The sequence below is a fragment of the uncultured Clostridium sp. genome, from assembly GCF_947072515.1.
In the GTDB taxonomy this organism is placed as follows: Bacteria; Bacillota; Clostridia; order Clostridiales; family Clostridiaceae; genus Clostridium.
This window is the reverse complement of sequence record NZ_CAMTIG010000018.1, coordinates 1-15036: the sequence shown is the minus strand read 5'-3', so window position 1 is coordinate 15036 and position 15036 is coordinate 1. Positions and strand designations below refer to the sequence as shown.

14 protein-coding genes are annotated in these 15036 nt (G+C 30.0%); 2 read left to right on the top strand and 12 right to left on the bottom strand.

Going from position 1 to position 15036, the window contains the following annotated elements:
• Positions 1 to 157: 157 nt before the first annotated feature.
• Positions 158 to 1057, bottom strand: coding sequence for a DNA glycosylase (locus Q0W06_RS08555; RefSeq protein WP_297633848.1), 900 nt, complete (start codon positions 1055 to 1057; stop codon positions 158 to 160).
• A gap of 307 nt (positions 1058 to 1364) precedes the next feature.
• Here Q0W06_RS08555 and Q0W06_RS08550 point away from each other — a divergent pair, with 307 nt between their 5' ends.
• Entirely contained in the window at positions 1365 to 1958 is a 594-nt protein-coding gene (locus Q0W06_RS08550; protein WP_297633988.1) for a hypothetical protein, read from the top strand.
• Positions 1959 to 2028: 70 nt separating this feature from the next.
• Here Q0W06_RS08550 and gltA read toward each other — a convergent pair whose 3' ends face one another.
• Complete coding sequence (gene gltA, locus Q0W06_RS08545) at positions 2029 to 3426, bottom strand: NADPH-dependent glutamate synthase (RefSeq protein WP_297633845.1); 1398 nt, start codon at positions 3424 to 3426, stop codon at positions 2029 to 2031.
• A 1-nt stretch (position 3427) separates the two neighbouring features.
• Positions 3428 to 4318: a sulfide/dihydroorotate dehydrogenase-like FAD/NAD-binding protein gene (locus Q0W06_RS08540; RefSeq protein ID WP_297633842.1), complete on the bottom strand. Its 891-nt coding sequence runs from the start codon at positions 4316 to 4318 to the stop codon at positions 3428 to 3430.
• A gap of 205 nt (positions 4319 to 4523) precedes the next feature.
• Between Q0W06_RS08540 and Q0W06_RS08535 the strand changes: the two genes are divergently transcribed.
• Positions 4524 to 4985, top strand: coding sequence for a hypothetical protein (locus tag Q0W06_RS08535; RefSeq protein ID WP_297633839.1), 462 nt, complete (start codon positions 4524 to 4526; stop codon positions 4983 to 4985).
• Between the two features lie 78 nt (positions 4986 to 5063).
• Here Q0W06_RS08535 and Q0W06_RS08530 read toward each other — a convergent pair whose 3' ends face one another.
• The 9 genes from Q0W06_RS08530 to Q0W06_RS08490 form a co-directional block, all read right to left on the bottom strand.
• Positions 5064 to 5912: a 3-hydroxybutyryl-CoA dehydrogenase gene (locus Q0W06_RS08530; RefSeq protein WP_297633836.1), complete on the bottom strand. Its 849-nt coding sequence runs from the start codon at positions 5910 to 5912 to the stop codon at positions 5064 to 5066.
• 111 nt (positions 5913 to 6023) lie between these two features.
• Positions 6024 to 7028 carry an electron transfer flavoprotein subunit alpha/FixB family protein gene (locus tag Q0W06_RS08525; protein WP_297633833.1) on the bottom strand — a complete coding sequence of 335 codons (1005 nt, stop codon included), beginning with the start codon at positions 7026 to 7028 and terminating at the stop codon, positions 6024 to 6026.
• Between the two features lie 22 nt (positions 7029 to 7050).
• Positions 7051 to 7830 (bottom strand): electron transfer flavoprotein subunit beta/FixA family protein, encoded by a 780-nt coding sequence (locus Q0W06_RS08520; RefSeq protein ID WP_297633831.1) that lies wholly within the window; start codon positions 7828 to 7830, stop codon positions 7051 to 7053.
• A 16-nt stretch (positions 7831 to 7846) separates the two neighbouring features.
• On the bottom strand, positions 7847 to 8986 hold the full coding sequence (locus tag Q0W06_RS08515; RefSeq protein WP_297633829.1) for an acyl-CoA dehydrogenase: 1140 nt from the start codon (positions 8984 to 8986) through the stop codon (positions 7847 to 7849).
• A gap of 70 nt (positions 8987 to 9056) precedes the next feature.
• On the bottom strand, positions 9057 to 9839 hold the full coding sequence (locus Q0W06_RS08510; protein ID WP_297633827.1) for a short-chain-enoyl-CoA hydratase: 783 nt from the start codon (positions 9837 to 9839) through the stop codon (positions 9057 to 9059).
• A 234-nt stretch (positions 9840 to 10073) separates the two neighbouring features.
• Positions 10074 to 10709 (bottom strand): redox-sensing transcriptional repressor Rex, encoded by a 636-nt coding sequence (locus tag Q0W06_RS08505; protein WP_297633825.1) that lies wholly within the window; start codon positions 10707 to 10709, stop codon positions 10074 to 10076.
• 466 nt (positions 10710 to 11175) lie between these two features.
• The gene (locus tag Q0W06_RS08500; protein ID WP_297633823.1) at positions 11176 to 13614 is read right to left on the bottom strand and encodes a heavy metal translocating P-type ATPase; all 2439 of its coding nucleotides are present in this window, start codon (positions 13612 to 13614) and stop codon (positions 11176 to 11178) included.
• 17 nt (positions 13615 to 13631) lie between these two features.
• Positions 13632 to 13988, bottom strand: a complete 357-nt coding sequence (locus Q0W06_RS08495; RefSeq protein ID WP_297633821.1) for a metalloregulator ArsR/SmtB family transcription factor — start codon at positions 13986 to 13988, stop codon at positions 13632 to 13634.
• Positions 13989 to 14221: 233 nt separating this feature from the next.
• Entirely contained in the window at positions 14222 to 14821 is a 600-nt protein-coding gene (locus tag Q0W06_RS08490) for a zinc dependent phospholipase C family protein (protein ID WP_297633819.1), read from the bottom strand.
• Positions 14822 to 15036: the final 215 nt, after the last annotated feature.

The window sequence follows — 15036 nt, the reverse complement described above, 5'->3', positions numbered from 1 at the left end:
GCTTATAAAAAATAAATTCAAATATTTCTTTAAATATTATTACCTTATTTTTTCTTTCTATAAGAAATTAAAGCAATATATTTCTATATTACTCTAATTATCATCAGCTTATTCATTTTTCCTATTTTTTCTAATTTAATATTTATATTATAACTCTTTATTTTATTTTAATATTGTTTGTTATTGCATAGTAGAAAAGATATTGTTGTGCAAAACCTGCAAGCTCTCCAAACTTATCTCTTCCAATTACTCTTATTTTAGGTAATGACTTTTCATCTAATTTATAAAAATAATTCATTATTCTTTCTACCCAACGATCTACTGGAAAAGCAGAATGTTTTCCCATTCCAAAAAGCATAATACAGTCTGCAACTTTTGCACCGATTCCTTTAAATTCTTGAAGGGCTTTATGACATTCATCATCATTTAATTTTATTATTCTTTCTAAGTTGAACTCCCCACTAGGATTAGCTATATCTCCATTTACTTTTCCTACAGTATCCACTATATATTTACTTCTAAAAGAACCACCTATTGCTTTAAGTTCTTCCTCTGTTACACCTTTTAGCATTTCTGATGTTGGAAATGTATAATATTTTTTTCCTTTATAATCTATTTCATTTCCCCATTTTTCACTTATATTTAAGATTGTTTTTTTTATCATAGGTATACTGTTTCTTGCTGATATTATAAAACTTAATACTATTTCATAAGCTTCTTGATTTAAAAGTCTTATTCCATATCCAAACTCCATACTCTTTTTTAATGTTTCATCTATATCTAACTTTTCTTTTATATCATCATAATCTCTACCTAAATCAAAATATTCAAGCCATATTTTTTCAAAATCTATTTTATTAGTATTACTGAAAATAACTTTATCCTCTTCCTGCTTTATTTCTAATACTCTTCCGAAAGCTACTATTATATAATTCATTTCAGATATCTTATCCCATCTAAAACATTGTCCACACTCTAATATTTGTTTTATATTAAAGTTTTTTACACCTTCTAATATGACTTCATTATCTATATATTCTATATTTTTATAATCCATTTAGTTATCCTCCATTTAAACAATACATTAATATCCTTATATCAGTTTCTTCTTATTATTTTCTAGTTTATCCACTATAATCTTATCCATTCTAAGAATAATTATTATCTACTAATATTTTCTTAATTATAGCATATTTAGTTTTTAATAACTACCAACCCATAACTCCTAAAAGTATTTCCTTTCTTCTTTACTTAGTATTTGTTATAATCACTTGTATATATTAATTTAAAAGGACGTGTTTATTATAAATAATAACTATAAAATAAAAGAAAATGAATTTAAATCTGTAGATAACTATACTGTTATGATTATCTTAAATAAAAAAGGAAAAGAATTCGAAGTTAAAATCGATTCTACTGATATTGAAAAAGTTAAAGCTGAAGGAATTTGGTTTGCTGAATGGAATAAAGATTTTAACAACTATTTAGTTACTAATATTCATTCATCAAAACAAAATAAAAAAGGAAAATCTTTAAAGCAAATCTTACAAAATATTATTCTAAATGAAGATATTAATGCTCCTATTGTTCATATTAATGGAGATACTTTAGATAACAGATCAGAAAATTTAGAAGTTTTCAACAGAAATGCTATAAATGAAACTGAAGCTGTGGATAAAAATACTATTGCTATAATTTTAAAAGATAAGTTTGGAAATAAAGTTTCAAAAGCTTTAATTTCAAAAGAAGATTTAGATACTGTAGTCAATGATAATTATACTTGGGTTTCTCATAAATTATACGGAGAAATATCAGTTATTGCGAATACTCCTGAAGGAAGAATTCAATTACCAATTCTATTAATGAATCCTTCTAAAGATGAATATGTTCATCACATAAATTTAAACCCATTAGATAATAGAAGAAATAACCTTGAATTAAAAACAATAGAAGACTAATCTCTTTTTATAAAAGTAATATCTTTTAAACTAAAAACTCGCCTTTAAGGCGAGTTTTTAATTACAATCACTAATTTTTATTAGCTAAATATTCATGTATTCCTTTTGCAGCTTTTTTTCCAGCTCCCATTGCTAATATTACTGTTGCTGCTCCCGTAACTGCATCTCCTCCTGCAAAAACTCCAGTTCTAGAAGTTTCTCCACAATCTTCTGATGCTATAATACATCCTCTTTTATTTTGCTCTAAACCTTTTGTTGTAGATATAATCAATGGATTTGGAGAAGTTCCAAGAGACATTATTACTGTATCTACATCTAATATAAACTCTGAACCTTTAACTTCAACCGGTCTTCTTCTCCCAGACTCATCCTCCTCTCCAAGCTCCATTTTCACACATTTCATTCCTATAACCCATCCATTTTCATCATTTAAAATTTCAGTTGGATTTGTCAATATATTAAATATAACGCCTTCCTCTTTTGCATGATGAATTTCTTCAACTCTAGCTGGTAATTCTGCTTCACTTCTTCTATATACTATATGAGTCTCTGCTCCTAGCCTTAGAACAGTTCTAGCAGCATCCATAGCAACATTACCTCCACCTATAACTGCTACCTTCTTTCCAGCTCTTACAGGTGTTTTATATCCATCTTGGAAGGCTTTCATAAGATTACTTCTAGTTAATATCTCATTTGCTGAAAAAACTCCATTTGAACTTTCTCCTTTTATCCCCATAAACTTTGGAAGCCCAGCTCCTGACCCTATAAATACAGCCTCAAATCCTTCTTCCTCCATAAGTTCATCTATAGTTACTGTTCTTCCTACCACTACATTTGTTTCTATTTTAACACCAAGTTTTCTAACATTATCTATTTCACCTTTAACTACAGTATCTTTTGGAAGCCTAAACTCTGGTATTCCGTATACTAAAACACCGCCTGCTTCATGTAGTGCTTCAAAAATAGTTACCTCATATCCCATTCTAGCTAAATCTCCAGCACAAGTAAGTCCAGCTGGCCCACTTCCTATAACAGCTACTTTCTTTCCTCTAGATTCTTCTTTTTGAGATAAGTCGATATTATTTTCTCTTGCCCAATCTGCCACAAATCTTTCTAGTTTCCCAATAGAGACTGACTCTCCTTTTATTCCTAAAACACAATCACCTTCACATTGAGTTTCTTGTGGACACACTCTTCCACAAACTGCTGGAAGAGCAGAATCTTCAGCAATAATCCTTGCTGCTTCCTCAAAATTTTTCTCTTTAACTTGTTCTATAAATCTTGGAATATTTACATTAACAGGACATTTTTTTATACATCTTGCGTTCTTACAATTTAAGCATCTTTTTGCTTCCTTTATAGCTTCTTCTTCCTTATAACCTAAACATACTTCCTTAAAATTTTTAGCTCTAACTTCAGCTACTTGTTCTTCCACCGGAATTCTCTTCATTCTCTCTTTCATATCCATATTATTTTTTACCTCCGCAGTTCCCACACCCACCATGATGTGTATCACCTTCCTGTTCTTTAAGAAATGCTTTACCTTCTTCAGTTTTATAAATATTTTGTCTTCTCATAGCTTGATCAAAATCAACTAAATGTCCATCAAACTCCGGGCCATCCACACATGCAAACTTAACTTTATCTCCAACTGTTACCCTACATGCACCACACATCCCTGTTCCATCAACCATAATAGGATTTAAACTTACAGTAGTCTTTATTCCTAGTTCTTTAGTTAACATACTCATAAATTTCATCATTATCATAGGTCCTATAACAATAGCATGATCATACTTTTTCCCTTTTTCTCTAATTAAATGAGTTAAACAATCAGTTACTCTTCCATTAAATCCATAAGAACCATCATCTGTAGCAACGTAATAATTTTTAGCTACTGCTTTCATTTCATCTTCTAATATTAAGAGTTCTTTAGTTCTAGTTCCTACTATTACATCTACATCTATTCCCTGTTCTTTCATCCATTTTACTTGTGGATAAATAGGTGCTGCTCCAACACCACCAGCTATAAATAATATATTTTGATTTTTTAAATTTTCTAATTTTTCTTCTATAAATTCACTCTCTTTTCCTAAAGGTCCTACAAAGTCTAGAATATAATCTCCTATATTAAGACTTGCAAGTTTCTTTGTTCCTTCTCCTACTATTTGAAATACTATAGATATAGTTCCTTTTTCCTTATTATAATCAGCTATAGTTAAAGGTAATCGTTCCCCTTTTTCATCACACTTAACTATAATAAATTGTCCCGGCTTCGCTCCTTTTGAAATTCTCGGTGCTTCTACATCCATAAAGTATAGATTTTCTGCTAAAGCTTTCTTATTCACTATCTTAAACAAATTAAATCCCCCTTTTATCTATTTAAATTTTTACTATTTTTATAAATTATACCATTTATTTCTATAAAGATTCAATCTTTCAGTATTTTTTCTAAACTTTATAATACATTCTTATTTTTTTGTTTATAATAGAAATTTTTTAGTTAAAATTTTTTCAAAATATGATAAAATATTACAGTAAAGGGTTATGAGGAGGAGATATAATTTGATAGAATTTTTAAAATTCTTAGTAGATTTCATGAATCAAATTCACCATAAAGCTGTAGATGTATTAGGATCTAATGGGTATGGGTTTTCTGATAAACAACTTCATTTTATTTTTATAGGTTGTCTTGGTATCATGATTTTTATTTTTTCACATTTTTTATTTAAAGTAATTGCTAAATATTCTTTAACCGCTGTATCGTTTATATACACTTTTACGATACTTATTTTTATTACAGTAGCAATAGAAATCCAGCAAAAGTTAACTGGTCAAGGTCAAGCTGAATTTGGAGATGTCTTTTGGGGACTTTATGGTTTTGTCTATGTCTTTTTTATTTACATAGCTATAAGACTACTACTGTTAGGTGTACAATATCTATTTAAAAAGTTTAAATCAAAAAAAGCTCCAGGTAAAAGATATGCTAAAAAAAGAAAGCCTCCCGAGGAAGCTTATTATAATTAGTAACCAAAAAAAGAAACTCCAAATTTGGAGTTTCTTCTATATTAATTCATTGTTTAATCGCATATTTAAACTTTTAAATTATTTACTATAATCGTAGAAACCTTTTCCTGATTTTCTTCCAAGCCATCCAGCTCTAACATATTTTCTTAATATGCTTGACGCTCTGTACTTAGTATCTCCAGTTTCAGTATATAATACGTCCATGATTGCTAAACAAACATCTAAACCTATTAAATCTCCTAAAGCTAAAGGTCCCATTGGATGTCCTGCTCCAAATTTCATAGCTGAGTCAATATCTTCAACTGTAGCTATTCCTTCTTGTAATATGAATGAAGCTTCATTGATCATTGGGATTAAGATTCTGTTTACAACAAATCCTGGAGCTTCTGCAACTTCTACAGGCTCTTTTCCGATTGCTACTGATAATTCTTTAACAGCATCAAAAGTTTCTTGGCTTGTAGCCATTCCTCTGATGATTTCAACTAACTTCATTACTGGAGCTGGGTTGAAAAAGTGCATTCCGATAACTTTATCAGGTCTTCCAGTAGCTGAAGCAACTTCAGTTATTGATAATGATGAAGTGTTTGATGCTAAGATAGTTTCTGGTTTACAGATTTTATCTAATTCAGCAAAGATTTCTTTTTTGATTTTCATGTTTTCTATAGCTGCTTCTACAACTAAGTCACAATCTGCTGCCATATTCATGTCAGTAGTTCCTGAAATTCTTCCTAAGATTTCTTCTTTAACTTCTTCAGTCATTTTTCCTTTTGAAACTAATCTAGTAAGACCTTTGTCTATACCAGCAATTCCTCTTTGAACGAATTCATCTTTTATATCTCTAACGATAACTTCATGCCCTTTTTGAGCGAAAGCTTGAACGATACCAGCTCCCATTGTTCCTGCACCTAATACAAATACTTTTTTCATAACTTATAGGCCTCCTACTTAATTAAAATTGATTTAATTTGATTTAATTTGGTTAAAAGTCGTATATTAAAATCTAGGAAAGGGATTTCCCTTCCCTAGGTGAAATTCTAATTATTGAACGTTAGCTTTAAATTGTGCTATTAATTCTGGTAATACTTTATTAACATCACCAACGATAGCATAATCAGCTAATTTCATGATTGGAGCAGTTTCATCTTTATTAATTGCTATAATCATATCTGATTCTTGCATACCTGCTGTATGTTGAATAGCTCCTGAAATACCACATGCAACGTAGATGTTTGGTCTTACAGTTTTACCAGTTTGACCAACTTGGTAATCTCTTTCTATCCACCCTTTATCTATAGCTCCTCTTGAAGCAGCAACTGTTCCACCTAAAACTTCAGCTAATTCTGTTAATTTATCGAAGTTTTCTTGGCTTCCCATACCTCTTCCACCAGCAACTATAAAGTTAGCTTCACCGATATCAACTACTTCTTTAGTATCTTTAACTACTTCTAATACTTTAGTTCTGATATCTTCAGCTTTTAAGTTTACTTCTATAGTTTCAACATTGAAGTTTTCTTTCTTTTCTTCTACTTTAGCGAAAACCCCTGGTCTTACTGTAGCCATTTGTGGTCTATGATCTGGACAAGCTATTGTTGCCATTAAGTTTCCACCAAATGCTGGTCTTGTAGCAAGTAATGCTCCATTTTCTTCTGGAACTACATCTAATTGAGTACAGTCAGCTGTAAGTCCTGTAGTTAATCTAGCTGCAACTCTTGGACCTAAGTCTCTTCCTATGAAAGTTGCTCCTACAAATATTATTCCTGGTTTTCTTTCAGTTGCTAAATCACAAATTACTTTTGTATATCCATCAGTAGTGTAGTTAGCTAATTCTTTATGGTCACAAACTAATACGTTGTCTGCTCCATGTTCTCCTAAAGTGTTAGCTAAACCTGCTATATTGTCTCCTAATAATAGAGCTGTTAATTCAACTCCTAATTTATCAGCGATTTTTCTTCCTTCGCCTAATAATTCTAATGATACTTTTTGTAATTCTCCGTTTCTTTGTTCAGCGAATACCCATACGCCTTTAAAATCTGCTAAATTCATTTCAAGTTACCTCCTATTTATATTAGATGTAGTGTTTCTCTTTTAATTTTGAAACTACGTAAGCTGCTGCGTCTTTTGGTCCTTCTTTAACTAATTCTCCAGCACCTTTAGCTTCTTTAGTCATTGATTTTTTAACCTTAGTAGGTGAACCTTTTAATCCAAGAACTGCTTTATCTACATCTATGTCATCTGCTGACCAAATAGTGATTTCTTTGTCCTTAGTATCGAATATTAAACCAACATTCATGTATCTTGGTTTATTTAATTCTTCGATTGCAGTTAAAAGACATGGAGTTTGAACTTTTATCATTTCGTGTCCATCTTCTAATGCTCTATTTACTAATAATCCATCTGCTTCAACTTTAACGTCTTGAACGTAAGTTACTTGAGGAATATTTAAGTGTTCCGCAATTTCTGGTCCTACTTGTGCAGTATCTCCATCAATCGCTTGTCTTCCAGCAAATATGATATCATATTCTAATTTTCTTAAAGCTCCTGCTAAAGCGTTTGAAGTTGCTAATGTATCAGCTCCTGCAAATGCTCTATCTGTAATAAGAACTGCATCATCAGCTCCCATACATAAAGCTTCTCTTAAAGCTACTTGAGCTTGTGGAGGTCCCATACTTAAAACTGTTATTTTTGCTCCACTGTTTTCTTTTATTTGTAAAGCCGCTTCTAATGCATGCTTATCTTCTGGGTTTATTATTGATGGTACACCATCTCTTATAAGTGTTCCTGTTTTAGGATCAATCTTTACTACTGTTGTATCTGGAACTTGTTTTAAACAAACTAATATATTCATTAATCTAGGCCTCCCCTTATCTTAACTTGCTTCCTGCGATAACCATTTTTTGAACTTCTGAAGTTCCTTCATATATTTCAGTTATCTTAGCATCTCTCATCATTCTTTCTACTGGGTACTCTTTAGTGTATCCGTATCCACCAAAAATTTGTACTGCTTTAGTAGTGACATCCATTGCAACTTCAGCTGCATATAATTTAGCTCTTGCTGCATCTACTGAGTAAGGAAGTTTTGCTTCTTTTAAGAATGCTGCTTTATAAACTAAGTGTCTAGCTGCTTCTACTTTAGTATCCATTTCAGCTATCATCCATTGTAATCCTTGGAATGCTGATAATGATCTACCAAATTGTTTTCTTTCTTTCATATAATTAACTGCTTCTTCTAATGCACCTTCTGCAATTCCTAAAGCTTGAGCTGCTATACCAATTCTTCCTCCATCAAGAGTTTTCATTGCTATACCAAATCCTCTACCTTCTTGACCAAGTAAGTTTTCTTTTGGAACTATACAGTTTTCCATAATAAGTTCTGTAGTTGAAGATGCTCTGATTCCTAGCTTGTCTTCTAATTTACCTATTGAGAATCCTGGGAATGATTTTTCAACTATAAAAGCTGATATTCCTTTTGTTCCTTTGCTCTTATCTGTCATAGCAAATATTATGAAAGTTTCTGCAACTCCACCATTTGTTATGAATATTTTTGATCCGTTTAAGATGTAATTATCTCCATCTAAAACTGCAGTAGTTTGTTGTCCTGCTGCATCTGTACCAGCACCTGGTTCAGTTAAACCAAAAGCTCCTACTTTTCTTCCGCTTGCTAAATCTGGTAAGTATTTAGCTTTTTGATCTGGCTTACCAAATTCATTAACTACTGTTGCACATAATGAAGTGTGTGCTGAAAGGATAACTCCTGTAGTACCACATACTTTTGATAATTCTTCAACAGCTAATACATAAGAAAGAACGTCTCCACCAGCTCCTTCATATTCTTTAGAAAATGGAATACCCATCATTCCTAATTTAGCCATTTTTTCAACGTTTTCCATTGGGAATCTTTCTGTCTCATCGATTTCTGCTGCAATTGGCTTAACTTCGTTTATAGCGAACTCTCTAACCATTTGTCTTACTAATTCTTGTTCTCTAGTTAATTGGAAATTCATTTAAATTGCCTCCTATTCATTACACACTGTTTACTTATATAAATATATTTAAACTTTTTTATTTTACTTATTATTTATTTTGGAAACTTTTAGCTCTTCTTTCTATGAAAGCTGTCATTCCTTCTACTTGATCTTCTGTTGAGAAACATTTTCCGAAATCTTCAGCTTCTATCATGATAGCTTCATCTATTCCTACTTGCATTCCTCTATCTATTGCATCTTTACAAAGTTTGTTAGCTATTGGAGCATTTGCTATTATTTTTTCAGCCATTGCTCTAGCTTCAGTCATTAAATCTTCTAATGCTACAACTTTGTTAACTAATCCTATTCTTAAAGCTTCATCAGCCTTTATTATTTCTCCTGTGTATATAAGTTCTTTAGCTTTTCCCATACCAACTATTCTTGGTAGTCTTTGAGTTCCACCAAATCCTGGAGTAATTCCTAATCCTGATTCTGGTTGACCAAACTTAGCTTTTTCTGAAGCTATTCTTATGTCACAACTCATTGATAACTCACATCCACCACCTAGGGCAAATCCTGAGATAGCAGCTATAACTGGCTTATCTAATTTTTCTAATCTTCTGAAAACTTTGTTTCCTAAAATTCCGAACTCTCTTCCTTGATCTTCATTTAAGTCTTTCATTTCTGCAATATCTGCACCGGCTACAAATGATTTTTCACCAGCTCCTTTTAATATAACTGCATAAATGTTGCTGTCTTTTTCTAAATCCTCAATTACTGTATTTAAATCAGTTAATGTTTCAGAATTTAATGCATTTAATGCTTTTGGTCTATTGATAGTTACAATAGCTAAATTTCCTTCTTTTTCAAGAAGTACATTTTTTAATTCCATACTAAAGTCCTCCTTATATAACACGCTTTTATAGAAAAATTTATCTTTATTGTCAATCTTTAATAATTATTAGTCCTTTTTTTTCCGCTTTGTTAATTATATAACAAGCTAAAGCAAAAATAATTGAAGTCTTTCAACTTCAATTACAATTATAATACTTTGTTAAATTTTTTGCAATATGCATTTGTGAAAAATTACACAAAAACTTTTTTCTTCATTAATATACTAAAAAAATTATTTTTCTTTACTGTGTAAAAGGTATATTAAAGTTAGAAGACTCTCACTTAAATGTACATTTTCAACTATTACATCATTTGGTACGATTAAATCTACAGGAGCAAAGTTCCAAATAGCTTTAATTCCACCTGCAACTAATACGTCACATACTTTTTGAGCGTTTATTCTTGGAACACAAACTACTCCAATATCAATTTTTTCTTCTTCTAAGAATCCTTCTAAATCATCTATGTCTTGAATAGAAATATCTCTTATTTTTATTCCTGACAATTTAGGATTTGCATCAAAAATTCCTTTTAAATCAAAACTCATCTTCCCAAATCTTGTATAGTTCGCTATTGCCTGCCCAATATTCCCAGCTCCTACAATAACTCCATTGTGTTCATTGTCTAATCCTAATATTGAACTTATTTTACCTGCTAGTTCTCTTACATTATAGCCGTATCCTTGTTGCCCAAAATCACCAAAACAATTTAAGTCTTGTCTTATCTGAGATGCAGTAAAGCCTATCCTCTCTCCAAGTTCTTTTGAAGATATTCTATCAACATCATTTTTTAATAATTCATTTAAATACCTATGATATTTAGGCAATCTTTTTATAACAGCCATAGAAATATTTTTCTTTTTTTCCACCTCTATGTCTCCTTAAGTATAATTTATTCCTCTATTTGAGGATGTGAAATTTTTAACTATTAGTTTTATTCTACCATATTTTTATAACTTTAATCCATTTTTTTGATAATCCGCATAACTTTTTTTGTTATTTTTTAGTTTTTTAGCAAATTTTTTTCATGGTTAATCTTAGAATTCAATAGTTTGTAGTCAATTTGTCAATCTTTTTGTTATATGACTATTCATACATAGTAAATAAAACTACATATATCAATTTTTTCACTTCTATATTTATGTATTTGTATAAAAATAAAGTTTATGCATAAAATCTATTTATACATAAACTTCATCCCAGTTTTATATAAAGTTTAAAAACTTAAACTTTATGGTGAGAATATAACTATTCTCGTAATGCCTTTTCCCTCTCGCCTGAAAGTTCACCTTGAATTATACTGACAAATTTCGACTTTGTCAATGACAATTGTTGCTATTTCAATGCTCTCATAGAATTTATTACAGCAATTACTGTGACTCCAACATCAGCAAAAACAGCTTCCCACATATTTGCTATTCCAAAGACAGCCATTAATAATACTAAGAACTTTATTCCTAGTGAAAAAATTATATTTTGCCAAAGTATTTTATTGGTCTTTCTTGCTATCTTTATAGCATCTCTTAATGCTAATGGATTATCTTTCATTAATACTACATCTGCGGCTTCTATAGCTGCATCTGAACCAATACCACCCATTGCTACTCCAAGATCTGCTCTTGCAAGTACAGGTGCATCATTTATTCCATCTCCTATAAAGGCAACTTTACTTACTTCTCCTGATTCCATAAGCTCTTCTAACTTCTCTACTTTGTTTTCTGGTAAAAGCTCTGCATAGACTTTATCTAATCCTAATTCTTGTCCAACAGCTTCCCCTACCTTTTTATTATCACCAGTAAGCATAATTACTTTTTTAATTCCAATTTCTTTTAATGCTCTGATAGCTTCCTTAGAATCTGCTTTTATTTTATCTGCAATAGTTATATAACCTTTAAACTCTCCATTTATAGCTAAATATACTATAGTTCCAATACTCTCTATTTCATTTACATTTATATTTTCTTCTTCCATAAGTTTATAGTTTCCAACTAAAACCTTATTTCCATCAATTTTTCCACTAATCCCTTTTCCTGAAATCTCTTTGTGATCTTTTACTTCTATATTATCAATATCTCCTTGATTACTTATTTCAAATTCATCTAAGATAGATTTTGCTATAGGGTGGTTTGAGAATTTTTCACATGCCGCTGCATATTTTAAAACATCACTTTTTTCCATTCCATTGAATGATTCTATTTTATTTACTTTAAATACACCTTCAGTTAAAGTTCCTGTTTTATCAAAAACTACTCCATCAATATTTTTTAATATTTCTAAATAGTTTCCACCTTTAACTAAAATACCATTTTTAGATGCACTTCCTATTCCTGCAAAAAGTCCTAATGGAACAGATACCACTAATGCACAAGGACAAGATACTACTAAGAATATTAACGCTCTTGAAAGCCAAACTTTAAATTCTGCACCTGGTATTACTAATGTAGGTACTACTGCTAATATAATAGCTCCTAACACTACAACAGGTGTATAGTATCTTGAAAATTTAGTAATGAATTTTTCTGTCTTTGCTTTCTTACTACTTGCATTTTGAACTAGCTCTAAAATTCTTGCTACTGTAGATTGTTCAAATTCACTAGTAACTTTTACTTTTATAGTTCCTGTTATATTTATACTTCCGCCTAAAATTTCTTGTCCATTTTCTTTTTCTACTGGTACTGATTCTCCAGTTAAAGCTGAAGTATCTATTGTTGTATTTCCATCTATTATTATTCCATCTAATGGAACTCTTTCACCTGGTTTTATTAAAATAATCTCATCTATTCCAACTTCTTCTGGACTAACTCTTTTAATTTTTCCTTCATTATATAAATTTGCATATTCTGCTTTTATATCCATAAGTTCACTTATAGATTTTCTTGATTTATTAACTGCATAACTTTGGAACATTTCTCCAATTCCATAAAAAATCATAACTGCTACAGCTTCAGGATATTCTTTTATTGCTAATGCTCCTAAAGTTGCTATAGCCATCAAGAAATTCTCATCAAAGAAATTCCCTTTTGTTAAGTTTTTAAATGCTGTAAATAATACTTTATATCCAACTAATAGATATGCAATTATAAAGAAGTAAACAGATATACCGCTTTTTTCTCCTAAAACAATTCCAACTACATAAATAAATATCCCTATAATAAGTTGTATATTTTCTAAAATTTTATTTATGAAACTATTTTCTTTTTTATTTTCCTTTTTTTCTTCCTTCTCTTCATGCTCATGTCCATCACAACATCCATCTGAACAAGTTCCTCTTGTTCCATTATTAGAAGTAATAGAATACTTTTCTACCTTTACACCTGGCTCTAATTTATTTACTACAGCTTTTATTTTTTTTATCATTTCAGCTTCATCTAATGAACTATAATCAACCATTAATAGTTTAAAAGAAAAGTTTAAAGTACAATTTTTAATTTCTGGGAATTCTGCTACTAAGCTTTCGATTTTCCCTGCACAATGTGCACAATCTAACCCAGTTAATGATAATTTTAACTTTTTAATTTCCTTATTATTTTCTTTCTTTTTATTTGTTAAAGAATATTTTTCTACCTTTACCCCTGGTTCTAATTTATTTACTATTGCTTTTATCTTTTCCATCATAGCTATTTCATCTAAACCATTGTAATCTACTATTAATAGTTTAAAAGCAAAGTTTAAAGTAGAATCTTTTACTTCTGGAAGCTCTGCTACTAATTTTTCTATTTTTCCTGCACAATGTGCACAATCTAATCCTGTTAATGATAACTTTAGTCTTTCCATAATATCTCCCCCCCTATTTATTCATTTACGTGATTTAAACCTTCATTAAATATTCTCATGATATGTTCATCATCTAGAGAGTAATAAACCACTTTTCCTGCTCTTTTAAACTTAACTAATCTTGCAGCTTTTAATGTTCTTAATTGATGTGATATTGCTGATTGAGTCATATTTAAAAGAGCAGCTAAATCACATACACACATCTCTGATTCATATAATGCACAAATTATTTTTATCCTTGTAGTGTCACCAAACACTTTAAATAGTTCTGCTAAATCATATAATGTTTCTTCTTTAGGTAATTTATCCTTTACTTTCATAATTGTATCTTCATGAATAACTGTACAGTTACATCTATCTATATTTGGTTCCATAAAATTTCTCCTTTTCATATGAGCGATTGTTCACATGTTCATTATATGAATATTTAGTCTTTTTGTCAACTTTAATTTTGAAATTTATTGGTATTTTTTTACATTTTCATATAGAAAATAATATCATATTTCACATAATAAATCTTTATTATCTTTTATTTAAATAAAAAAAACTCACAATATCGTGAGTTTTAATTTAAATAAGCTTAGGATATCATCTCCTAAGCTTATTTTTAATTTACATTTAATTGTCTGTTCAAATTTTGCCCATTTTGAGTGTTATTAAGAACACTTTTCAATACAGCATTCGTTACACTATTACAAATATAGTATGCAAAGTTTAAATCATTTAAAAAACTTTCTTTCTTTTTATACATTTCTTGCGTTTTAAAAATAAATTCATCAATATCATTTATTTGCAATCTATCTAATCGCATTAATGATACATCATAATTTTTAGCTATTTTCGCAAGTTCTCTTTCATAATTAACATGCTGTCTTACCGCATTTGGATTTTTAAATTCCCATCTTTGAGAATGTGGTATACAATAATAATCACATAAAAAATGGCATACAACTCCAAGTTCTGCACTAAATTTTCCTACTCCATCTTGAATAACTTCATCTGGTGTCATTTTAGATAAATCTTTTATCATTTCTATTATCATTCCTACACTTTCATCAAAATAATGTTTCTTAAACTTATATTTTGATGCACAGTCGGGTTTTATGGTTCCCCATATAAACCTATTTTTACTTACTAAAAATTTTTTATCATCATCTATGTTATGAAAAAGTACATTTGCAATTAGCTTATGAGTATTCATCATCATCTAAGGTCACTTCCTTTTACTATTCACCCATAGCCCTTTCTATTTATTATACATCATTTATAATTCTATTATGTACTAATTTATTAAAATTTCCAAAAATATCAATGATACTTCAAAAAATTCATTTAAAAATTTTAGAGAGGATAATATATCCTCTCCCAGTAAAATGGTACCTATGAACTGGACACTTTAAAAAAAAGTGTTTCGTTTATAGG

What these genes read in the sequence shown, in the direction of transcription:
- Q0W06_RS08555 (WP_297633848.1), bottom strand. Translation starts at nt 1,057, where the DNA reads ATGGATTATAAAAATATAGAATATATAGATAATGAAGTCATATTAGAA.
- Q0W06_RS08550 (WP_297633988.1), top strand. Translation starts at nt 1,365, where the DNA reads ATGATTATCTTAAATAAAAAAGGAAAAGAATTCGAAGTTAAAATCGAT.
- gltA (WP_297633845.1), bottom strand. Translation starts at nt 3,426, where the DNA reads ATGGATATGAAAGAGAGAATGAAGAGAATTCCGGTGGAAGAACAAGTA.
- Q0W06_RS08530 (WP_297633836.1), bottom strand. Translation starts at nt 5,912, where the DNA reads ATGAAAAAAGTATTTGTATTAGGTGCAGGAACAATGGGAGCTGGTATC.
- Q0W06_RS08525 (WP_297633833.1), bottom strand. Translation starts at nt 7,028, where the DNA reads ATGAATTTAGCAGATTTTAAAGGCGTATGGGTATTCGCTGAACAAAGA.
- Q0W06_RS08520 (WP_297633831.1), bottom strand. Translation starts at nt 7,830, where the DNA reads ATGAATATATTAGTTTGTTTAAAACAAGTTCCAGATACAACAGTAGTA.
- Q0W06_RS08515 (WP_297633829.1), bottom strand. Translation starts at nt 8,986, where the DNA reads ATGAATTTCCAATTAACTAGAGAACAAGAATTAGTAAGACAAATGGTT.
- Q0W06_RS08510 (WP_297633827.1), bottom strand. Translation starts at nt 9,839, where the DNA reads ATGGAATTAAAAAATGTACTTCTTGAAAAAGAAGGAAATTTAGCTATT.
- Q0W06_RS08500 (WP_297633823.1), bottom strand. Translation starts at nt 13,614, where the DNA reads ATGGAAAGACTAAAGTTATCATTAACAGGATTAGATTGTGCACATTGT.
- Q0W06_RS08495 (WP_297633821.1), bottom strand. Translation starts at nt 13,988, where the DNA reads ATGGAACCAAATATAGATAGATGTAACTGTACAGTTATTCATGAAGAT.
- Q0W06_RS08490 (WP_297633819.1), bottom strand. Translation starts at nt 14,821, where the DNA reads ATGATGATGAATACTCATAAGCTAATTGCAAATGTACTTTTTCATAAC.